Genomic DNA, 22636 nt, shown 5'->3' on the forward strand with positions numbered 1-22636 from the left:
CTCCTCATTAAAGACAGAAATATTTTTTTATTATATATATTAAACCACGGATAGATATATTAGTGAATATTTAGTTTTATTTATTGGAAAAAAATTTGTTCTCTAATTGAAGAGTATAAAGTACTCCTGTGTTAAAAGTTATATTTTATTTAAGTTTATCCCGCTATTTGCTGGGCAGTAAGACCCCCGCCTCAAAATTCAGTGGAAGCAAAGAAGTTAGGCGAGGGCTGATTAAAGTTTCACTGTATTATAAGCAAAGTAAATTGTTTTCAGCATTAGCGAAACTAAATACTGCAGAGAAACAAATTATTCAAAAGACAGACACTATGTAGCACAAAACGTAAAGTAGATAAGTAAAGTTTTTTTCAGGAGTATAAGAAAAATATACGTTTATTAATAAGATCTCTAATTGGTAAAATTCCAATTAAAAACATAGGAAAACTTTAATATAAAAAGGTAATCAATTACAAATGTAGAAGTAATATATACGAAAGGAAAGATTTATATGTCTAAAGGGAAAAAACAAGTTAGTCAACTTAGTTTTCTGGTGAATTTTATGAACGACAAGGGGAGTCTTGTGAAAATTTAATAGTATTATAGTATCCCCTTGTGAAAAAATGGTTGGGGGAATATATAAATGATAACAGAAATGAATATTAAAGTAGTTTGTGAAGAATCGTTTTCAAAAAGAGAAATAAAAATTTTAGAGACGTTTCTTTCAACTTTATCGGGACATTCTAATGCTCTCGTTACAAAAGAGGGGATGTTTTTAAACCCATTAAGTAAAGAGAAGAGTGTGATTTATTATCACAACTTTGTATTTGTAAAATCACTTACAGAACAAATGTGTGCAGAATTAAAAGAAGTTTTAACAAGACGTATTAAAAATGCTTTTATTATGATGGAATTTGTAGAGCCAATTGTTACATTTGAAGAAACAATTATAAACGTATAAAGAAAGTCAGGCTTATGAATTGACCCAATAAAACCGTCTCTTTAATAAATAGTAAAGAGACGGTTTTATTGTTTCACTTTTTAAAAAAGAGTTCAAAAATAAATGTAAATCGAGCTTATACAAAAACTACTTATTAAATAACTGTTACGTATTTAATAAGTAGTTTTTGTATTTCATCCTTCGTTTTTTGTAACTGATTCTACGTTTTTGACGCTCTATCTTGTAAGTGCTTACATAAGCGAAAACATCTTATACAATGAAGGTGTCAAATCAAAAGAGGTGACCAAAATGAACATAAAAAAAGTAAATTTAGCGAATAGCATTGAAATAGAAAGAGGAGGCGGAAAGGTATGAAAAAATCAACTGTTAATCCATGGCTTGTTGTCCTTGGCACAGTTATAGTACAAATGGGGCTTGGGACGATATATACATGGAGTTTATTCAATCAGCCTTTAGTTAGTAAATACGGTTGGAGTCTTAACGCTGTTGCGATAACTTTCTCAATTACTAGTCTTTCTTTAGCATTTTCAACTTTATTTGCGAGTAAATTGCAAGAAAAATGGGGACTTCGTAAACTTATTATGATAGCTGGATTAGCATTAGGACTAGGATTAATACTTAGTTCACAAGCCTCCTCATTAATATTACTTTATGTACTAGCGGGAGTTGTTGTAGGTTATGCAGATGGTACAGCATATATCACTTCACTATCAAATTTAATAAAGTGGTTTCCAGAGCGTAAAGGTTTAATTGCTGGTATTTCTGTCTCTGCATATGGTTCAGGTAGCTTAATCTTTAAATACGTTAACGCACAGTTGATTGAATCAGTTGGTGTATCGCAAGCATTTATATACTGGGGTTTAATTGTTACAGCTATGATTGTAATTGGTGCTTGTTTAATCCATCAAGCTGCAGATCAAGGAGCAGTTCATGAAACAAAAACTAAGGAATACACAACGAAAGAAATGTTAGGCACAAAACAAGTATACTTATTATTTATCATGTTATTTACATCATGTATGAGTGGCTTATACTTAATTGGTATGGTAAAAGACATTGGTGTTCAACTTGTAGGACTTAGCGCAGCAACAGCAGCTAATGCGGTGGCTATGGTTGCAATCTTCAATACATTAGGCCGTATCATTTTAGGACCATTATCGGATAAAATTGGGCGTTTAAAAATCGTTACTGGTACTTTTGTTGTTATGGCGAGTTCAGTCTTAGTTCTAAGTTTTGTAGATTTAAATTATGGTATTTACTTCGTATGTGTAGCAAGTGTAGCGTTTTGCTTTGGTGGAAATATCACTATTTTCCCAGCTATTGTTGGTGATTTCTTCGGTATGAAAAACCATAGTAAGAACTACGGAATTGTGTATCAAGGATTTGGATTTGGGGCGCTTGCAGGTTCCTTTATCGGTGCACTTCTAGGTGGATTCAAACCAACGTTCATGGTGATCGGTGTATTATGTGTCGTGTCATTCATTATCGCAATTTTAATTCAAGCACCTAAACAGAAAAAAGAAAAAGAAGAAGAGTATCGCAGCGTAGCATAAGTATATAAATCTTCTATAACAATATGATTACGAAAAAGCATCCTATTCTATTAATTAGGATGCTTTTTTATGAGTTATTTTAACAAGATTAAATTACTTTTGTGATTTTCATAGATGTAAAAGTGAGTGAAATGCCGATTTGGATTATATTGAAATATAATAAATCGATACATCGTATTCGAAATATATATTAAATCTTAAATGACAAAAAAGACATTCATTAGTATTTGTAAGATATATTTTCAGAAAAATATTGAGAAAATATATACTTGAGTTTTTCATAAAGCATTGTAAATGAACGTATCTCTAGTTTAGCTTCTTCAATTTTAAAAAGAGGACTTTGAATTTTATTTATAATATAAGTACTTTTAATGTGTTTACATATGATTTTATTAAGAAGCATTAAAATACTTTATCTGAAAAATAAAAAAAGATTGACAAGTTTATTGAGAAACATTATCATTTCGGTGTAAGATAGTAAATGAAAAACATTATCAATAAAATGGATTTTAAAGTAATGCGCACTTGACCAATTAGTTTAGTAAGTGTATTATTTTTTACAACACAACTGATAATGAAAATCAATATCATTTGTGTCACTTAATGAAATTAATGTTTATGTGAAAGGATAGAGAAAATGAACTTAGGGGAATTTGATGGGAAAACAGTTTTAGTAACAGGTGCAGCACAAGGCATAGGCAGTGTCGTGGCCAAAATGTTTTTAGAAAGAGGAGCCACAGTTATTGCGGTTGATCAAAATGAAGAGGGATTAAATGTACTCTTAAATCAAAATGAATTAAATAATACACGTATGAAAACGTTTCGTTTAGATGTGAGTCATAGCGCCGCTGTTGAAGACATGGTAAATCATATTGCAAATGAAATAGCGCCAATAGATATTTTAATAAACGTTGCAGGGGTTTTACGTATGGGACCAATTCATTCGTTAAGTGATGAAGATTGGAATAAAACATTCTCTGTAAATACTACAGGGGTTTTCAATATGTCCCGAGCGGTAAGTAAAAATATGATGTTAAGAAAATCGGGGGCAATTGTTACAGTCGGTTCAAATGCGGCAAATACGCCAAGAATGGAGATGGCTGCGTATGCTGCGTCAAAGGCTGCAACGACGATGTTTATGAAATGTTTAGGACTAGAGCTTGCGGCATACAATATACGCTGCAACTTAGTTTCTCCAGGTTCTACTGAAACTGAGATGCAAAGATTACTATGGGCTGATGAGAATGGAGCTAAAAATATAATTGCTGGTTCTCAAAATACATATAGACTCGGAATTCCATTACAAAAAATTGCACAACCTTCAGAAGTTGCTGAAGCCGTGTTATTTTTAGCCTCAGATAGAGCAAGTCATATTACAATGCACAATTTATGTGTCGATGGCGGTGCTACGTTAGGAGTTTAATAAAAATTCAGGAGGTTATTATATTATGAATGAACATATAGCTGTAAAGGAATTGTCAGAAAAACTTTTAGAAGATTATAAGACTGAATCTTCATTCTTTTTCGCTTCACCAACTCGAACGATATTAGCAGAAGGAGAGTTTACTACAGTAAAGCATCGTGAAATTGAAAATTTCCCAGAGCTTGTGCAAGCGACATTAAGTAATGCGAAACAAGCTGGAAATCCAAATCCTATCGTTGTGGGTGCTTTGCCATTTGATCGTAGAAAAGAAGTCCAACTTATCGTACCAGAATATAGTAGAATTTCTGAGCGTTTACAATTGGATACAACAAATCAGCTTGAAATAAATGAGAACGTAACATTTGAAATGACGCCAATGCCAGACCCTGAAGTTTATATGAATGGTGTGAAGCAAGGAATTAAAAAAATACAGGACGGTGATTTAAAGAAAATCGTTCTATCCAGATCGTTAGATGTTAAATCTTCCGAAAAGATTGATAAGCAAAAACTTCTGCGAGAATTAGCAGAACATAATAAGCATGGTTATACATTTGCTGTGAATTTACCGAAAGATAAAAAAGAGAACAGTAAGACGCTAATTGGAGCAAGTCCTGAATTACTTGTTTCACGTAATGGTATGCAAGTTATTTCTAATCCGTTAGCTGGTTCAAGGCCACGTAGTGAGGACCCAGTAGAAGATAAAAGAAGAGCAGAGGAATTACTTTCTTCTCCAAAAGATTTACATGAACATGCGGTAGTAGTTGAAGCGGTTGCCGCTGCACTTCGTCCGTATTGTCATACATTACATGTTCCAGAAAAGCCATCAGTTATTCATAGTGAAGCGATGTGGCATTTGTCTACAGAAGTGAAAGGTGAACTGAAGGATCCAAATACTTCTTCTTTACAATTAGCAATTGCCCTTCATCCTACGCCAGCAGTTTGCGGAACTCCGATGGAAAAAGCAAGAGAGGCTATACAGCATATTGAGCCATTTGACCGCGAGTTCTTTACAGGAATGCTAGGATGGAGCGATTTAAATGGAGATGGAGAATGGATTGTTACAATTCGTTGTGCTGAAGTACAAGAAAATACACTGCGTTTATATGCAGGAGCTGGAGTTGTTGCTGAGTCAAAACCAGAAGATGAGTTAGCAGAAACATCAGCTAAGTTCCAAACAATGCTAAAAGCTTTAGGGCTAAGAGATAGTTCACTTAATGAAAAATAGGGGGAAGAAAGAATGCTAGTAGGTTATACAGAATGGCCAAAAGAATTTGCCGATCGTTACCGAGAAGAAGGATGTTGGCTTGGTGAAACATTTGGAGGAGTGTTAAGAGAGCGGGCTGAGAAATATGGAGATCAAATCGCGGTTGTAAGTGGTAAGAAGCATATAACATATAGTGAACTTAATAAAAAGGTAGATCGTTTAGCAGCAGGTTTACTAAATTTAGGAATAAAGAAAGAGGACAGAGTTGTAATCCAGTTACCTAACATTATCGAGTTTTTCGAAATATGTTTTGCACTATTTCGAATTGGAGCGCTTCCTGTCTTTGCACTGCCGTCACATCGAAGCAGTGAAATTAGTTATTTTTGTGATTTTGGCGAGGCGAGCGCTTACGTTATTTCAGATAAGGCTCTCGGTTTTGATTATCGAAAACTAGCAAGAGAAGTGAAAGAGAAAGTGCCAACTTTACAACATGTAATTGTAGTGGGAGAAGAAGAAGAGTTTGTGAACATAAATGATCTGTATATGGATCCCGTCTCATTACCAGAAGTTCAGCCAAGTGATGTTGCGTTTCTCCAATTATCAGGAGGCACAACAGGTCTTTCTAAATTAATTCCTAGAACACATGATGACTATATTTATAGTTTACGTGTTAGCGCTGAAATTTGTAATTTGAATGCAGAAAGCGTCTATATGGCAGTTCTTCCAGTAGCACACAATTACCCGATGAGTTCTCCAGGGACATTTGGAACTTTCTATGCGGGTGGAAAAGTGGTATTGGCAACTGGTGGTAGTCCAGATGAGGCCTTTGCTCTTATTGAAAAAGAAAAAGTTACAATTACAGCGCTCGTTCCGCCATTAGCAATGATTTGGCTTGATGCTGCATCTTCTCGTAATGCCGATTTATCGAGCTTAGAGGTTATTCAAGTAGGTGGTGCTAAGTTTAGCGCTGAGGTTGCAAGACGTATACGCCCTACATTTGGATGTACGTTACAGCAAGTATTCGGTATGGCGGAAGGATTAGTGAACTATACAAGATTAGACGATCCGGAAGAAATTATTATTCATACACAAGGTAGACCAATGTCTGCACTCGATGAAGTACGAGTTGTTGATGAAAATGACAACGATGTACAACCGGGCGAAGTAGGTAGTTTATTAACACGAGGTCCATATACAATTCGTGGTTACTATAAAGCCGAAGAGCATAATGCACGATCATTTACAAAGGATGGGTTTTATCGCACAGGTGATCTTGTAAAAGTAAATGAACAAGGATACATCATTGTAGAAGGAAGAGATAAAGATCAAATTAACCGTGGTGGTGAGAAAGTTGCTGCGGAAGAAGTTGAAAATCATCTATTAGCACACGATGCGATCCATGACGTAGCAATCGTATCTATGCCTGACGATTATTTAGGTGAACGCACCTGTGCTTTTGTTATAGTTCGCGGACAAGTTCCGGCAGTAAGTGAATTAAAAATGTTTTTAAGAGAACGTGGTATAGCGGCTTATAAAATTCCAGATCGAATTGAATTTATTGAAGCATTCCCGCAAACAGGAGTCGGAAAAGTCAGCAAAAAAGAACTACGTAAAGTCATTGCTGAAAAGCTTATTACAGTAAAACAATAATAAAAATCGGAAGGAAGTGATTAGATGGCTATCCCATCTATTTCAGTATATAAAATGCCAATTGAATCAGAACTACCAAAAAATAAAGTGAATTGGACACCAGATCCGAAACGTGCAGTACTTTTAATTCATGACATGCAAGAATACTTTCTTGATGCATATAGCGATAAAGAATCACCAAAAGTAGAACTTATTTCAAATATTAAAATGATAAGAGAAAAATGTAAGGAACTTGGTATACCAGTTGTTTATACAGCACAACCTGGTGGGCAAACGTTAGAACAACGAGGTTTATTACAAGACTTTTGGGGTGACGGTATACCTGCTGGACCAGATAAAAAGAAAATTGTTGATGAACTTACTCCTGATGAGGATGATATATTCATAACAAAATGGAGATATAGTGCATTTAAAAAGACAAATCTATTAGAAATTTTAAATGAACAAGGAAGAGATCAACTCATTATTTGCGGTATTTATGCGCATATTGGCTGTCTTTTAACAGCTTGTGAAGCATTTATGGATGGTATAGAGCCGTTCTTTGTAGCAGATGCAGTTGCTGATTTTTCACTAGAGCATCATAAACAAGCATTGGAGTATGCATCTAATAGATGTGCAGTAACGACATCAACAAACCTACTGTTAAACGATTTACAAAGTGTAAAAGATGATGAGAGTGAAGGAATCACTATACAGGAAGTGCATGAACTAGTTGCACAACTACTTCGTGAGCCAGTAGAGAGTATTGATATTGATGAGGACTTATTAAATAGAGGGCTTGATTCGGTCAGAATTATGAGTTTAGTAGAGAAGTGGCGTCGTGAAGGGAAAGAAATCACTTTTGCAGATTTAGCAGAACATCCAACTGTTGCAGGTTGGTACAGTTTACTATCTTCACAAACAGCACAGGTGCTGTAACAAATAGACTACATAATAAAGGGGTAGTAAAGAATGCCTAACAGTCAAAAGATTCGTCATTCGTTATCATCTGCGCAGTCTGGTATGTGGTTTGCGCAACAATTAGATCCGCTTAATCCAATTTATAATACTGGGGAATATGTAGAAATAAACGGAAATATTCATCAAGACATTTTTGAATTAGCTGTACGTAAAGTTGTAATGGAAACAGAAGCACTTCATGTTCGCTTCGAAGAGGATGAAATTGGCCCATGGCAAGTTATTGAAGAATCACAGTTTCATATGCATTTTATTGACGTTCGTAAAGAAGAAAATCCTGAAGAAGCTGCTAAAGTATGGATGAAAAATGATTTATCTATACCAGTCAATTTGAAAAAAGATACATTATTTACTGAAGCACTTATTCAAGTTGAAAATAATCGTTTCTTTTGGTATCAGCGCATCCATCACATTGTGATGGATGGCTATGGATTTTCACTTCTTAGCCAAAAGGTAGCGAATGAGTATACATCACTTATAGAAGAAACAAACAAGAATGAAAAACCATTTGGTTCTCTTGCAAAAGTCGTGCAAGAAGATATTGAGTATCGTGAGTCTAAACAATTTCAGGAAGATCGTATTTTTTGGTTAGAAAAGTATGCAGATGAACCAGAAGTTGTAAGTTTGGCAGAACGAGCACCGAGAACATCAAATGGATTTTCACGAGAAACAGCTTATTTATCTAGTTCTAGCACGAAAACTTTACTAGAAGATATCAATATTTCGTTAACAAGTTGGCCGGAATTCATTGTCGCTATAACAAGTATTTATATGCATAAATTAACAGGTGAAAATGATATTGTTTTAGGTTTACCGATGATGGGACGTCTAGGTTCTGTATCTATTCATACACCAAGTATGGTAATGAATTTAGTTCCACTTCGTATTACAGTAACTCCAAATATAACTCTTGCAGAATTATTGCAACAAGTTTCTAAAGAAATCCGAGATGTACGTCGCCATTATAAATACCGTCATGAGGAATTAAGAAGAGACTTAAAGTTACTAGGTGAAAATCAAAGGTTGTTTGGACCGTTAGTGAATGTTATGCCTTTTGATTACGGGCTTAACTTTGCTGGAAATCGTGGTATTACGCATAACTTATCAGCAGGACCTGTCGATGATTTATCAATAAATGTATATAAACGTTTTGATCAAAATGAGCTAATGATTCATTTTGATGCGAATCCCGAAGTATATAATGGCGCGGAGCTAGCATTGCATAAAGAAAGATTTATGAATCTATTTGAATTAGTAGTAAATAATTATGAGAAAAACGAGTCGATTGGAAAAATAAACATTACTCTGCCTGAAGAAAATCATAAAGTTTTATTGGAATGGAATGAAACGAAGGAAGACGATGAGTTAATCAGTCTGCCTATATCATTTGAAAAACAAGTGCAAAAAAATCCCAATAAACTAGCGATTACTTGTGACGGTGTAAACCTTACGTATAAAGAGCTAAATGAACGAGCGAATGAACTAGCACATTATTTAGTAGAAGAAGGAATACGACCAAACCAGTTTGTAGCTTTAGTATTCCCTAGATCAATAGAAATGGTAGTTAGTATGCTAGCAGTCTTAAAGGCTGGTGCAGCGTATTTACCAATAGATCCAGAATACCCAGCAGATAGAGTTACTTATATAGTAAATGATGCAAAACCAGTTTGTATCATAACACATTCATCTGTTTCATCTAAGTTAGTTATAGAAAAGGATATGAAAAAAATTGTATTAGATGACGAAGAAACGAAACTAGCGTTACATACATATTCTCGTATGAATATAGCATGTAAGAATGATGTATCACTGTTAAACCCAGCCTATACAATATATACTTCAGGCTCAACAGGAAACCCAAAAGGTGTAATTGTTCCTATGAGAGGTTTAAGTAACTTTTTAATGGCTATGCAACAAAAGTTTTCATTAAATGAAAATGATCATTTATTAGCAGTTACAACGTTTGCATTTGATATTTCTGCACTAGAAATTTATTTACCTCTTATTAGTGGTGCAAGTTTAACAATTGCGCAAAAAGAAGACATACAAGAGCCTTCTGCATTAACGACACTTTTACATGAAGAAAGAGTGACCATTATGCAGGCTACACCGACGCTTTGGCAGGCGTTAGTAACTGATTATCCAGAGAAGCTACAAGGGCTAAGCATACTTGTTGGTGGTGAAGCTCTTCCAGCGCATTTAGCAAATAAATTACGAGAATTAGGTTGCTCAATAACTAATTTATATGGACCAACTGAAACGACGATTTGGTCTACTTTCATGAACATTGATGAAGGTGAAAAGGGTATACCTCCTATTGGAAAACCAATTTGCAATACAGAAGTGTATGTATTGGATGCAGGGTTACAACCAGTTCCACCTGGAGCTATTGGTGAATTATATATTGCAGGGGAAGGACTTGCAAGCGGATATTTAGGAAAACCTGAGTTAACAGCTGAACGGTTTGTTGCAAATCCTTATGGAGAATCAGGGAAGCGCATGTACCGTACAGGAGATCTTGTGAAATGGCGTAGTGATGGTGCGTTAGAGTACATTAGTCGCGCAGATCATCAAATTAAAATTCGTGGATTCCGAATTGAATTAGCTGAAATTGAAACGGTATTACAACGACATAAAAATATTCAACAAGCGGTAGTAATGGTACGAGAAGATCATGCAAATGATAAACGCATCATTGCGTATATCGTTGCAGAAGAAAAGGAACCGATTAATCTTTCAGAAATTCGTTCTTATGTTTCAGAAAGTTTAGCGAATTACATGATACCATCAGCATTTGTTGTGCTAGAAGAATTACCATTAACGCCAAATGGTAAGGTGGATAGAAAGAAATTACCTGCTCCTGATTTTAATGGAATGAACAATGAGAGAGTTGCTAGAAATCCGAAAGAAGAAATATTATGTGATTTATTTGCAGAAGTACTTGGTGTCTCTCGAATTAGCATTGATGATAATTTCTTTGAAATGGGTGGACATTCACTTCTCGCATCTCGTTTAATGGCTAGAATTCGTGAAACGTTAAGTGTGGAATTAGGAATTGGGAAACTATTTGAATCACCAACTGTTGCCGAACTGGCGAAACAATTAAACCATGCAAAAAGCGCAAGACCAGCTATTCAGAAAGCAAGTAGGCCAAATGAAGTTCCACTTTCATTTGCACAGCGCAGGTTATGGTTCTTAAATTGTTTAGAAGGTCCAAGTCCTACTTATAATATTCCGCTAGTCATTCGTATGAATGGAATATTGAATCGGGAAGCATTACAAGGTGCTTTTTATGATGTAGTTGAGAAACATGAAACACTTAGAACAATTTTCCCTAACGTATTAGGTAGTTCCTATCAGAAAATTTTAGATATGGAAAACTTAAATCTAGAAATGGTTATAACTAATACATGTAAAGATGAATTAGAAAGTGTACTTTCAGAGGCGGTAAGATATAGCTTTAACCTCGATTTTGAGCCGGCAGTTCGTTTACAACTTTTTACAGTGAGTGAAAACGAACATGTATTATTAATTCTATTACATCATATTGTAGGTGATGGCTGGTCATTACAGCCGTTAACGAGAGATTTTACAGCGGCGTATAAAGCGCGATGTCAAGGGGACAGAATTCAGCTGGAGTCACTTCCAGTTCAATACGCAGATTATGCACTTTGGCAACAGCAATTGCTAGGTGATGAAACGACACCAGAGAGTCTTATTTCAACACAATTAGATTTTTGGAAAGAAGAACTTAAAGGTTTACCAGACCAAATGGAGTTACCTACAGATTTCCAGCGTCCAATTGAGACGAGTTACCGCGGGGAAACAATTCATTTTCATATAGATGAAGGTATGCATAGTAGGTTAGTAGAGCTTGCACGTGAGAATGGAGTTAGTTTGTTTATGGTATTGCAAGCAGGGCTTAGTGCACTATTTACAAGATTAGGTGCAGGCACTGATATACCCATTGGAAGTCCGATTGCTGGAAGAAATGATGATGTACTTTCAGATATTGTTGGTTTATTTGTAAATACATTAGTGTTACGTACAAATACTTCAGGAGATCCAAGTTTTAAAGAATTATTAAATAGAGTGAAGCAGGTAAACCTTGCAGCTTATGAAAATCAAGATGTTCCATTTGAAAGGCTTGTTGAAGTATTAAATCCAGTACGTACTCGAAACAGCCACCCGTTGTTTCAAGTTATGTTAGCTTTTCAAAATACACCAGAAGCAACGTTTCATGTACCAGATTTAGAAGCGAGCCTTGAAATTCAAAGCGTCGGTTCTGCAAAATTTGATTTAACATTTGAAATTAGTGAGAATAACGGAGTTGATGGTACTCCGAACGGTTTACATGGATTACTAGAGTTTAGTACCGATTTATATAAACGTGAAACGGTTCAAAAACTAATAGAACGATTCATTTTGTTATTAGATGATGCAGCTACAAATCCGGATCGATCAATTGGCACATTAGAAATATTAGCTGTAGCAGAGAAAAATACAGTGTTAGAAAAGTGGAATGGTGGTTTTCAAATTGCACCAGAAATGACATTGCCACAATTGTTTGAAAAGCAGGTTCATATAAATCCAAATTCTATTGCTGTTGTCTTTGAAGATAAGAAATTAACTTATGAAGAGTTAAATAGAAAAGCAAATAAAATAGCTCGATTCCTAATAGCAAAAGGGATTGGTCCTGATCAACTCGTTGCTTTAGCGATGCCAAGATCATTAAACATGGTTGTAAGCTTATTAGCTGTTCTTAAAGCTGGTGCTGGATACCTTCCGTTAGATCCAGATTACCCAGCAGACCGTATTTCATTTATGCTACACGATGCGAAACCATCACGTGTTTTAACGAATTCAGAAGTGGAAATTGAATGTGATGAGGCACTAAAAGTTTTAGTTGATGATGTGAAAGTACTAGCAGAAGTTGAGAAATATAGTGAAGAAAATATTGATGAAGTGGAACGAATTAAGCCATTATCTCCATCACATATTGCTTACGTTATTTATACGTCAGGCTCAACGGGTAGACCGAAAGGCGTTATGATACCTCATCAAAATGTAGTAAGACTTTTAGGAGCAACTGATCATTGGTTCCAGTTTGACGGAAACGATGTTTGGACGATGTTCCATTCATACGCTTTTGATTTCTCGGTTTGGGAAATTTGGGGACCTTTATTATACGGAGGGCGTTTAGTTGTAGTTCCACATACTGTAAGTCGCTCGCCGAAAGAATTTTTACAGCTTCTTGTTAAAGAAAAGGTTACGGTTTTAAACCAAACTCCATCAGCGTTCTATCAATTGATGCAAGCAGATCGTGAAAATGAAGAGATCGGCCAAAAATTATCTTTACGATATGTTGTTTTTGGAGGAGAAGCACTTGAGCTAAGTCGCTTAGAAGATTGGTATAGTCGACATCCTCATAACGCACCAAAGCTTATTAATATGTACGGTATTACGGAGACGACAGTGCATGTTAGTTATATTGAATTAGATGAAACTATCGTCTCTTTACGAGCAAATAGTTTAATTGGGTGCAGTATACCTGACCTTAAAGTGTATGTGTTAGACAACTATTTACAACCAGTCCCACCTGGAGTAGTTGGAGAAATGTATGTTGCAGGTGCAGGACTTGCGCGTGGATATTTAGGAAGAGCAGGATTAACGGCTGAACGCTTTATCGCAGATCCATTTAGCAAGCCAGGTACAAGAATGTATCGTACAGGAGACTTAGCTCGCTGGCGTAATGATGGGACGCTAGATTATATAGGACGTGCAGATCATCAAATCAAAATTCGTGGATTCCGAATTGAATTAGGAGAAATAGAAGCAGTCATAATGAAGCACCCTAAAGTTGAGCAAGTAGCCGTTATTGTACGTGAAGATCAACCAGGGGATAAACGGTTAGTTTCTTATATCGTTGCATCAAATAATGAAGCAATTGATACGAATGAAATGCGTCAGTTTGCTAGTGGTAGTTTACCAGATTATATGGTTCCATACGCTTTTGTAGTAGTAAATGAGTTACCTTTAACTCCAAACGGTAAATTAGATAGAAAGGCATTGCCAGCTCCAGAATTTATCGCATCATCTTCTAGTCGTGGTCCAAGAACACCGCAAGAAGAAATGTTATGTGACTTGTTTACAGAAGTGCTAAGTGTACCTCAAATTGGAATTGATGACGGATTCTTTGATCTTGGTGGTCATTCACTCCTTGCAGTGCAGCTTATGAGCCGCATGAAAGAGGCGCTTGGAGTGGAACTAAACATTGGTACTTTATTTGCAGCACCGACTGTTGCAGGGTTAGCTGAAAGACTTGAGATGGGGAATGGTCAAAGTGCACTTGATGTGTTGCTTCCATTACGAGCAAGCGGGGATCAATTACCACTATTTTGTGTACATCCAGCAGGTGGATTAAGTTGGTGCTATGCAGGACTTATGAAATCTTTAGGAACAGATTATCCAATCTATGGTGTACAAGCACGTGGTATTGCTAAAAATGAAGAACTTCCAAAAAGTTTAGAGGAGATGGCGGCGGATTACTTGAAACATGTTCGTGAAGTACAGCCTTATGGACCATATCGTTTATTAGGTTGGTCGCTTGGAGGAAATGTTGTGCATGCAATGGCGGCGCAACTACAAAATGAAGGGGAAGAAGTAGAATTACTCGTTATGCTTGATTCTTATCCTGGACACTTCTTACCAAATACGGAAGCGCCTACTGAAGAGGAAGCGTTAATTGCATTACTTGCTTTAGGCGGATATGATCCAGATAACATGGATGGTAAACCACTTACAATGGAAAGTGCAGTTGAAATCCTTCGTAAAGATGGAAGTGCATTAGCAAGTCTTGAAGAAGAGACTATATTGAACTTGAAAGAAACATATGTAAATTCAGTAGGGTTGTTAGGGAAATATGTACCGAAAGTTTATAACGGAGATATCTTATTCTTTAGATCTACTGTTATACCAGACTGGTTTGATCCTATTTCTCCAAATACGTGGCTAAATTATTTAGACGGGCAAATTGTGCAGCACGATATTGATTGTAGACATAAAGATCTATGTCAGCCAGGTCCACTTACGGAAATTGGGCAAGTATTAGCGAAATATTTGCAGAATAAGAAAGGGGTAAGTAGAGTATGACGAATCCATTTGAAAATGATAATTACACATATAAAGTATTAATAAATGAGGAGGGCCAGTATTCTCTCTGGCCTGCTTTTCTCGATGTACCTATTGGCTGGAATGTCGTATATGAAGAAGCTAGTAGGCAGAGCTGCTTAGAATATGTTGAATATAACTGGAAAGATTTGAATCCACAAGGTAATCAAGTTCGCGAAAAAACATTAGTAGGAAAACGATAATGAAAGAAAAACTAAATCCAAAAGTAGTTGTAAGTATCGTTTATATAACTGCGATGTTTATGGCTGCGATGGACGCAACGATTGTAAATGTAGCACTGCAAACGATAAGTAGGGAACTACAAGTACCTGCATCTGCAATGGGGACGGTGAATGTTGGGTATTTAGTTAGTTTAGCTGTTTTCCTTCCGATTTCTGGTTGGTTAGGAGATCGTTTTGGTACGAAAAGAGTATTTTTAATTGCTCTTTTCGTATTTACAATTGCCTCTGCTTTATGCGGAATGGCTAACGATATTACTTCATTGAATATTTTCCGTATCATTCAAGGTGCTGGTGGAGGGCTTTTAACACCGGTCGGAATGGCGATGTTATTCCGAACATTTTCACCAGAGGAAAGACCGAAGATTTCCCGGTTCATTGTACTGCCAATTGCTGTAGCACCAGCAGTTGGTCCTATCATCGGTGGTTTCTTTGTAGATCAAATGTCTTGGCGTTGGGTATTTTATATTAATCTACCGTTTGGAATCGTTGCATTGCTCTTTGGACTTCTATTTTTAGCAGAGCATGTTGAAAAATCAGCTGGTCGCTTTGATTCGCTCGGCTTTATTTTATCAGCACCAGGATTTGCGATGCTCATATATGCACTCAGCCAGGGACCGTCAAAAGGATGGATTTCTCCAGAAATTATGAGTACCGGGGTAGCTGGGGGTGTATTCATTACGTTGTTTATAATCGTAGAACTGAAAGTAAAGCAACCGATGTTAGATTTACGCTTATTAAAAGAACCAGTCTTTAGAAAGATGAGCCTTATATCATTATTTTCATCAGCCGGTTTATTAGGAATGTTATTTGTTTTTCCACTTATGTATCAAAATGTGATAGGAGTTTCCGCGCTAGAATCAGGACTTACGACATTTCCAGAGGCGATTGGATTAATGATTTCTTCACAAATTGTGCCATGGTCATATAAGAAATTAGGAGCTCGAAAGGTAATTTCTATTGGATTAATATGTACGGCGGTTATATTTGTTTTATTGAGTTTTGTAAATCACGATACGAATCCGTGGCAAATCCGCGCATTATTGTTTGGTATCGGTATTTTCTTAGGTCAATCTGTCGGTGCGGTTCAATTTTCTGCCTTTAACAATATCACGCCGCCTTCTATGGGGAGAGCTACTACTATATTCAATGTGCAAAATCGACTAGGTTCAGCAATAGGAGTAGCTGTTTTAGCTAGTATACTAGCTGGTTTTGGAAGTAATAACGTTCAATTCGATTTTTTACCATATCAAGCAGCACTAATTGGATCAGCAATATTTTTGCTCATAGCACTACTATTTTCTTTACGTATTTCCGATAAAGAGGTAATGTCAAAGAAGAAAGAAAAAACATTATCTGTATCAGAAAAAGAGAAAGTACTTGTCAATGAATAACAATATACGCATGCTTTCTTATGAAAATTGATATTCTTTGAATAAAGGAGAGTTTACATGATAGAAAGTAAAGTTGTAGATTCTATTCCAACTTTGAATGAGAATGATTGTCAAATATGGTGGGCAAGAATTTCAGATTTACAATCATGGCATTACAATTTACTAAATGATATAGAGCGAGAGAAAGCAAATTCGTATCACCATTCGGCAGATCGAGCTCGTTTTATAATAGGTTGCGTAATAAGTAGATTAGTTCTCGGTAAGATACTTTCTATGTCACCAGTCCAAGTACCCATTGATCGAATGTGCTCAGTATGTAAATTGCAGCATGGAAGACCACAATTACCAGAAGGTATGCCGCAATTATCCGTTTCACATTCAGGTGAGTGGGTTGTCGTTGCTTTTACAAAATCTGCACCTGTTGGCATAGATGTAGAACAAATGAATCCAAATGTAGATGTTATGAAAATGGCAGAAGGTGTATTAACAGACATTGAAATAGCGCAAGTTATGAAACTGCCAAATGAACAGAAAATAGAAGGATTTTTAACATATTGGACTCGAAAAGAAGCGGTGCTGAAAGCGACAGGTGAAGGACTAATGATTCCGCCAGTACATATTACAGTATCAGCTCCAAATGATCCTCCAAACTTGTTGGTTTTTAAGGATAGACAAGAGTTAGCAAGTAATACAATGATGGAAGATGTAAAGCCTAGTTTAGATTATAGGGCCTCTGTTGCAATATTCAGTAAGGAAGTAACTGAAATTACGCAATTAGATGCGGCAGCACTTTTAAATCTTAAATAAAAAAATTATAGAAGAGGTGTTCCTCATGTTAGTAGCGGAAAATAGAAAGAATGAATTCACTTATAACATACAAGCAATTAAAAATATTTTATTTTCTGGAGATACATCATCCATTCATGCTTTAGAAAAGCTTTTAAATGATACAGTTCAGTTTGATGTTCTTGAACAAGAGGCACTTGGTAGACAGTACATTCCGAAAGAAGCAAAGAATTTCTTTGATAAAGATGGAACATTTCTTTACCGTGTATCTAATGTTAGTTATAAAGGCAAGGTGTTATCTGAAAATCTAATTTTTGCAGACACTTCGTTTTTACCGGACGCAATAAAGAGTGAATTAGAGAGTGGAAATATTCCTGTTGAAAAGCTTATAGAAAAGATGGAAGTAAGAAGAAATGTATTATATGAAGGATATCAGCCATCTGGAAATATTATTGAATTGTTTGATGGATGTTCTGTTACAGCGAATGTGTATCCAACTAGAAAGTATCAAATTGTAAGTAAATGCAAATGTGTATTTTATATTTGTGAAGTGTATCATGCAGAGAATATAAAGCAATTGCTTAAATAAAAACAAGAAACCAGCCTATAAAATGGCTGGTTTCTTGTTTATTTAACAGCTTCTTTTAATTCTTTACCTGCTTTAAATGCAGGAACTTTACCAGCAGCGATTTGAATTTCTTCGCCAGTTTGCGGATTACGTCCTGTACGAGCAGATCTTTCGCGCACTTCAAAAGTTCCAAACCCGATTAGTTGAACTTTATCTCCAGATTGTAATGCATTAGCAATTGTGTCAAATACGGATTGTACAGCTGCAGAAGCGTCCTTTTGAGAAATATCAGCTGATTGAGCTACGTTTTTAATTAATTCTGTTTTGTTCATGTTTTCACCTCATAAAAAAATTTTTGGAATGAATGTTTTAGTATAATAGATAGTAAAGATAAAGCTATCACTATGATTAGAAAGAATACTATATAATTATGTTAATTTCGTTGCAAGAGACTGAATCCCTTCTATTATTTAGGGATTAATTAAGAATCGATGCATATAAAAAGCTTTAATATGAGGATGAGGGGGAGTATACGAATGATTTTTCGTGAAAAAAATGAGAAGGAAAGCATTTTAATTCGTCAACATGATCATGGTTTTTTAGCTGGAGAGATTGCAAAACATATAAAAGAAGACTTTTTTGAAGATAAAACATATTTAAAAGAAACAGTTGATGCAATATATGAGCATGACAGAGGATGGATAGAGCTTGATAAAGTACCAATTTTGAATGATGCTAAAAATATTCCATATACATTTATGGATTGTCCAAGCCCATTACGTTTTGTTTTTTATACGATTGGTTTGAATGAAATTGAAAATTCTAATCCATACGGGGCATTGCTTTGTAGTAAACATTTTTTATCATTTCCACTAAACGAGGAAGATGAAGAGATGATGTCATTTTATAAACATGAATTAGAACGACAAAAAAGAATCTTGAAAACGTTAACAAAGGAACAGTTTGCGATGTTCGATAAACATTATAGATTATTAAAGTTTTGTGATGAACTTTCTTTATACGTATGTATGAATAAGCCTGGTGTCAAAAAGAAAGATGAAATTGACTTATTTAAAGATGGTTTTGAAGGAACAGAAATGTTTAATAGTAAAGAGGAGAAACTTATTCAAGCTGAATGGGTGGACGAGGAAACGATTCGGATTACACCATTTCCATTTCAAACGGAATTTTATACGTATGTAAAATATAAAACGATAAATAAGCATGAAATGAAAGAAAAAGGGATTGCAAAGGCTGATAGAGAATCAGAAATGAAGAAACAAACCATTCGTTTCATACAATAAGGAGGTAATATAAATTGAAAGATTATATATTAAAACAGTGTAATTATCATGCTTGGGCTAATACTAGATTATTCAATCGATTAAAAGGGTTACCAAACTATGAGACGATTTTTAATGAGCAGATACAGAGTGTATTCCCATCCATTAAGGATACTTTTGTGCATATTTATATTACAGATCAAGTGTGGTTACATATATTGCATGGTAAAAGTATGAATGAAGCAATACAAGACCGAGAAGATTTACGAAAACAAATTGAAACTAAATCGTTACATGAATTAGAAAAAATGTTTGAAAACATGGCAAATCAATATAAAGATTTTTTAATTACAATACAAGATGTGAATGCTGTATTTGTTATTGAGAATCCATATGTAGGGAAATTAGAAACTTCGATTTTAGAATTAGTGCAACATGTCGTAAATCATGGTACATATCATAGAGGAAATATAACAGCGATGATCCGTCAACTTGGTCATTCGTCGACAATGATGGATTTTGTACTGTATTTACATATGGTTAAAAAGCAGGGAGAGTAATATAGTTTGTAAAAAGGAGAGGCTTTAATTGTAGAAGTCTCTCCTTCTATTTTATCCGGCATTAATGGTAGATCGACTGATTAAAATTTTACTTTATTTATTAAGAAGCTTTATTTTCTTGTAATTGCTTAGCGTATTGTACAGCCTTATATGCATTGACTCTACCGTTTTTCCAGTACGTACCTGTACCACTAATTTTATCAGTAGTAGACTCAATAATTTGGCGGATTTGTGTATTGCTATATCCTTGATTTGCTAAAAGAGCTGCGACTCCTGCAACATGAGGTGTTGCCATAGATGTACCACTTAATGATTGATACGTACTTCCTTTATATGTTGAATATATATTTGAACCTGGTGCTGCAACATCTACCCAGCTACCATAAGTAGAGAATGAAGATTTTCTATCTGATTGATCTGTAGAAGCAACTGCAATTACTTCGCTGTAATAAGCAGGGTAATTAGCTTTTGTATTTCCAGCATTTCCAGCAGCTGCAACTATAACAGAGCCTTTATTCCATGCATATTGAACGGCTTGTTGTAATGCAGTACCACCATTTGGAGCTCCTAAACTTAAACTAATTACTTTTGCACCCGAATCAGCAGCTTCTCGAATACCTTGCGCTACAGCATCAAGAGTACCACTTCCTTGATTATCTAATACGCGGACAGCATAAATTGAAGTTTGTGGGGCAACACCAGCAATTCCGACGCTGTTATTCGTAAGTGCTCCAGTAATTCCAGCACAATGTGTACCATGACCATTACCATCATCAGATGTATTGTCGTTATCAACATAGTCATGCCCGTAAATTACTTTCGAAGCCAAATCAGGGTGTGAGCCTTGAACTCCTGTATCAATAATAGCTACTTTTACACCAGGATCACTTCGTTGGCTATCCCAAGCTTGTGGAGCTTGAATCTTTTGTAATCCATATTGATTATTAAAATATGGGTCGTTTGGAGTCCAAAAGGCGTGAACGTAATAATTCGGTTCTGCATATTCCACATCTGGATTATTTTTATAACTCTTTATTTTTTCTTTTACAGTACCTTTTGAAAATTGTACGACTTCAAAACCTAACTTATCATCTTTAGATAAGACATTAGCTCCGACAGATTTATGAAAAGATTGCACATTACTTAAAGATGCATTTTGTTTGAACTTAACGATTAATTGGTTAGGAACGTAATCAGTAGATGATGTTTCAGCACTTGAAGTATTCGTGTTAAAGAAGAAACCACCAATAATAAATGATAAAACAGATAGGAAAACAATGATTTTGTTTTTCAAAAGATTTTTCCTCCCTTTTCTTGGATGAGTTTTTCAGCGACACTTTAATGTCGCATTCCTTTTCAACTATATAGTTAGACCATACGATTTATGACATTTATGTGAAAAACTTTTGGAGGAATAAAAAGGAGTAAATATTGATATAAATATATTTTTAATGATAGTAATTGAGTAAAAGAGGGGATGAAAAAAGGAATGCTCATCATGTATGAGTCATTCCTTTTTTCATAGATTAACTTGCCTGTTTTTTATTATTTTCTTTCAATTTCTCTGCTTGTAAAAAACGATTCGTTTCAGCAACAACAATACTACTTAATCCAATTAGACCAATCAAGTTTGGAATTGCCATAAGTCCATTTGCAATATCAGCAAATGTCCATACGATTCCTAGCTTTAAATTAGCACCAATTGCAATCATGACAATAAAGATTGCTTTATAATATTTAACTGCACTTTCTCCGAATAAATAAGCTACACATTTTTCTCCATAATACGACCAACCTAAAATAGTAGAGTAGGCAAATAAAATAATTGCGATACCGAGAATCATACTACCAGCAGTACCAAATACAGATTGGAATGCAAGTGTTGTAGCTTCAACGCCAGTTTTACCAGATTTCCAAGCGCCTGTAGTGATTAATACTAGTCCTGTAATTGTACATACAATAAACGTATCTAGAAAAGTACCAGTCATTGAAACTAAAGCTTGCTTTGCAGGCGAATCAGTTTTTGCAGCCGCAGCAGCAATTGGTGCACTCCCTAAACCAGCTTCGTTCGCAAATACACCACGCGCCATTCCGATTTGGATAGCTGATGCAACTGTTGCCCCGATAAAACCACCAGCAGCTGCTGTACCATTAAATGCACCAGAAAAAATAAGTGAAAATGCTTCTGGAATTTGGTCGTAGTGATAGAAAATAATGATAAGACCAGCAATTATATAAAAGAAAGCTTTAATAGGAACGACATATCCCGTCACTTTCCCGATTTTTTTTACACCGCCTAAAATAACAATTGCGATTAAAAATGACATTACTATACCAGTTAAAGCAGGAGGGAAAGAGAAATTAATTCGCATTGCCTCTGCAACTGAATTAGATTGCACCATATTACCAATACCGAAAGAAGCAGTTGTACCAAATATAGCGAATAATATAGCAAGCCATTTCTTACCTAAACCACGCTCTAAATAATACATTGGTCCACCTGAATATTCACCATTTTCATTACTAACACGGTATTTCACTGCAAGTATTGCCTCTGCATACTTTGTTGCCATACCGAATAAAGCGGTAATCCACATCCAAAATATTGCACCAGGACCACCAATTGTAACAGCTGTTGCAACACCGGCTATATTTCCCATACCAATCGTTGCGGCCATAGCTGTCATAAGTGCTTGGAAGTGACTAATATCTCCAGAAGAAGAGGCATCTTCTGATTTTTTAAATGCTAGTTTGTGAGCGTATAATAGTTTACTAAACTGTAAACCTTTTAAACGCACTGTGAGAATGATACCTGTTCCAACGAGTAGCAACAAAGTTGGTAATCCCCACACGTATTGATTCAGTTGTTCTAATACTTTACTTACTGTCTCCAT

At 35.5% G+C, this 22636-nt stretch carries 16 protein-coding genes; 13 read left to right on the forward strand and 3 right to left on the reverse strand.

Annotated elements, in window-relative coordinates:
* Positions 1-637: 637 nt before the first annotated feature.
* The 11 genes from ACTFRU_RS22550 (at position 638) to ACTFRU_RS22600 (ending at position 17920) form a co-directional block, all read left to right on the forward strand.
* The gene (locus tag ACTFRU_RS22550; RefSeq protein WP_000627304.1) at positions 638-955 is read left to right on the forward strand and encodes a hypothetical protein; all 318 of its coding nucleotides are present in this window, start codon (positions 638-640) and stop codon (positions 953-955) included.
* A 350-nt stretch (positions 956-1305) separates the two neighbouring features.
* A complete protein-coding gene (locus ACTFRU_RS22555; RefSeq protein ID WP_006918566.1) occupies positions 1306-2508 on the forward strand; it encodes an L-lactate MFS transporter in 1203 nt (400 codons plus the stop codon).
* A gap of 637 nt (positions 2509-3145) precedes the next feature.
* Positions 3146-3931 carry a 2,3-dihydro-2,3-dihydroxybenzoate dehydrogenase gene (gene dhbA / locus ACTFRU_RS22560; RefSeq protein WP_088362678.1) on the forward strand — a complete coding sequence of 262 codons (786 nt, stop codon included), beginning with the start codon at positions 3146-3148 and terminating at the stop codon, positions 3929-3931.
* A 25-nt stretch (positions 3932-3956) separates the two neighbouring features.
* A complete protein-coding gene (gene dhbC / locus ACTFRU_RS22565; protein ID WP_440037874.1) occupies positions 3957-5156 on the forward strand; it encodes an isochorismate synthase DhbC in 1200 nt (399 codons plus the stop codon).
* A 12-nt stretch (positions 5157-5168) separates the two neighbouring features.
* On the forward strand, positions 5169-6785 hold the full coding sequence (locus ACTFRU_RS22570) for a (2,3-dihydroxybenzoyl)adenylate synthase (RefSeq protein WP_006918568.1): 1617 nt from the start codon (positions 5169-5171) through the stop codon (positions 6783-6785).
* Between the two features lie 24 nt (positions 6786-6809).
* Positions 6810-7703 carry an isochorismatase family protein gene (locus ACTFRU_RS22575; protein WP_006918577.1) on the forward strand — a complete coding sequence of 298 codons (894 nt, stop codon included), beginning with the start codon at positions 6810-6812 and terminating at the stop codon, positions 7701-7703.
* 33 nt (positions 7704-7736) lie between these two features.
* Complete coding sequence (locus tag ACTFRU_RS22580; RefSeq protein WP_440037875.1) at positions 7737-14894, forward strand: amino acid adenylation domain-containing protein; 7158 nt, start codon at positions 7737-7739, stop codon at positions 14892-14894.
* Positions 14891-15115, forward strand: coding sequence for an MbtH family protein (locus ACTFRU_RS22585; protein ID WP_000184059.1), 225 nt, complete (start codon positions 14891-14893; stop codon positions 15113-15115). The genes ACTFRU_RS22580 and ACTFRU_RS22585 overlap by 4 nt, the downstream gene beginning before the upstream one ends.
* Positions 15115-16545 (forward strand): MDR family MFS transporter, encoded by a 1431-nt coding sequence (locus ACTFRU_RS22590; RefSeq protein WP_006918579.1) that lies wholly within the window; start codon positions 15115-15117, stop codon positions 16543-16545. Before ACTFRU_RS22585 ends, ACTFRU_RS22590 begins: the two co-directional genes overlap by 1 nt.
* 57 nt (positions 16546-16602) lie before the next feature.
* The gene (sfp, locus tag ACTFRU_RS22595) at positions 16603-17352 is read left to right on the forward strand and encodes a 4'-phosphopantetheinyl transferase Sfp (RefSeq protein WP_113303221.1); all 750 of its coding nucleotides are present in this window, start codon (positions 16603-16605) and stop codon (positions 17350-17352) included.
* Between the two features lie 25 nt (positions 17353-17377).
* On the forward strand, positions 17378-17920 hold the full coding sequence (locus tag ACTFRU_RS22600) for a cold-shock protein (protein WP_330939505.1): 543 nt from the start codon (positions 17378-17380) through the stop codon (positions 17918-17920).
* A 38-nt stretch (positions 17921-17958) separates the two neighbouring features.
* On the opposite strand, the gene ACTFRU_RS22605 is transcribed toward ACTFRU_RS22600, so the two are convergent.
* Positions 17959-18231 carry an HU family DNA-binding protein gene (locus tag ACTFRU_RS22605; protein ID WP_001043905.1) on the reverse strand — a complete coding sequence of 91 codons (273 nt, stop codon included), beginning with the start codon at positions 18229-18231 and terminating at the stop codon, positions 17959-17961.
* A gap of 204 nt (positions 18232-18435) precedes the next feature.
* Between ACTFRU_RS22605 and ACTFRU_RS22610 the strand changes: the two genes are divergently transcribed.
* On the forward strand, positions 18436-19203 hold the full coding sequence (locus ACTFRU_RS22610) for a DUF3891 family protein (RefSeq protein ID WP_000577283.1): 768 nt from the start codon (positions 18436-18438) through the stop codon (positions 19201-19203).
* Positions 19204-19217: 14 nt separating this feature from the next.
* Positions 19218-19742 carry a DinB family protein gene (locus tag ACTFRU_RS22615; RefSeq protein ID WP_440037876.1) on the forward strand — a complete coding sequence of 175 codons (525 nt, stop codon included), beginning with the start codon at positions 19218-19220 and terminating at the stop codon, positions 19740-19742.
* Between the two features lie 100 nt (positions 19743-19842).
* Here ACTFRU_RS22615 and ACTFRU_RS22620 read toward each other — a convergent pair whose 3' ends face one another.
* Positions 19843-21036, reverse strand: a complete 1194-nt coding sequence (locus ACTFRU_RS22620) for a S8 family peptidase (protein ID WP_000790937.1) — start codon at positions 21034-21036, stop codon at positions 19843-19845.
* Positions 21037-21268: 232 nt separating this feature from the next.
* On the reverse strand, positions 21269-22636 hold the full coding sequence (locus ACTFRU_RS22625; RefSeq protein WP_000451035.1) for an alanine/glycine:cation symporter family protein: 1368 nt from the start codon (positions 22634-22636) through the stop codon (positions 21269-21271).

Source organism: Bacillus cereus group sp. MYBK220-1, from assembly GCF_051916445.1.
GTDB classification, from domain to species: Bacteria; Bacillota; Bacilli; order Bacillales; family Bacillaceae_G; genus Bacillus_A; species Bacillus_A cereus.

What these genes read in the sequence shown, in the direction of transcription:
- ACTFRU_RS22550 (WP_000627304.1), top strand. Translation starts at nt 638, where the DNA reads ATGATAACAGAAATGAATATTAAAGTAGTTTGTGAAGAATCGTTTTCA.
- ACTFRU_RS22555 (WP_006918566.1), top strand. Translation starts at nt 1,306, where the DNA reads ATGAAAAAATCAACTGTTAATCCATGGCTTGTTGTCCTTGGCACAGTT.
- dhbA (WP_088362678.1), top strand. Translation starts at nt 3,146, where the DNA reads ATGAACTTAGGGGAATTTGATGGGAAAACAGTTTTAGTAACAGGTGCA.
- dhbC (WP_440037874.1), top strand. Translation starts at nt 3,957, where the DNA reads ATGAATGAACATATAGCTGTAAAGGAATTGTCAGAAAAACTTTTAGAA.
- ACTFRU_RS22570 (WP_006918568.1), top strand. Translation starts at nt 5,169, where the DNA reads ATGCTAGTAGGTTATACAGAATGGCCAAAAGAATTTGCCGATCGTTAC.
- ACTFRU_RS22575 (WP_006918577.1), top strand. Translation starts at nt 6,810, where the DNA reads ATGGCTATCCCATCTATTTCAGTATATAAAATGCCAATTGAATCAGAA.
- ACTFRU_RS22580 (WP_440037875.1), top strand. Translation starts at nt 7,737, where the DNA reads ATGCCTAACAGTCAAAAGATTCGTCATTCGTTATCATCTGCGCAGTCT.
- ACTFRU_RS22585 (WP_000184059.1), top strand. Translation starts at nt 14,891, where the DNA reads ATGACGAATCCATTTGAAAATGATAATTACACATATAAAGTATTAATA.
- ACTFRU_RS22590 (WP_006918579.1), top strand. Translation starts at nt 15,115, where the DNA reads ATGAAAGAAAAACTAAATCCAAAAGTAGTTGTAAGTATCGTTTATATA.
- sfp (WP_113303221.1), top strand. Translation starts at nt 16,603, where the DNA reads ATGATAGAAAGTAAAGTTGTAGATTCTATTCCAACTTTGAATGAGAAT.
- ACTFRU_RS22600 (WP_330939505.1), top strand. Translation starts at nt 17,378, where the DNA reads ATGTTAGTAGCGGAAAATAGAAAGAATGAATTCACTTATAACATACAA.
- ACTFRU_RS22605 (WP_001043905.1), bottom strand. Translation starts at nt 18,231, where the DNA reads ATGAACAAAACAGAATTAATTAAAAACGTAGCTCAATCAGCTGATATT.
- ACTFRU_RS22610 (WP_000577283.1), top strand. Translation starts at nt 18,436, where the DNA reads ATGATTTTTCGTGAAAAAAATGAGAAGGAAAGCATTTTAATTCGTCAA.
- ACTFRU_RS22625 (WP_000451035.1), bottom strand. Translation starts at nt 22,636, where the DNA reads ATGGAGACAGTAAGTAAAGTATTAGAACAACTGAATCAATACGTGTGG.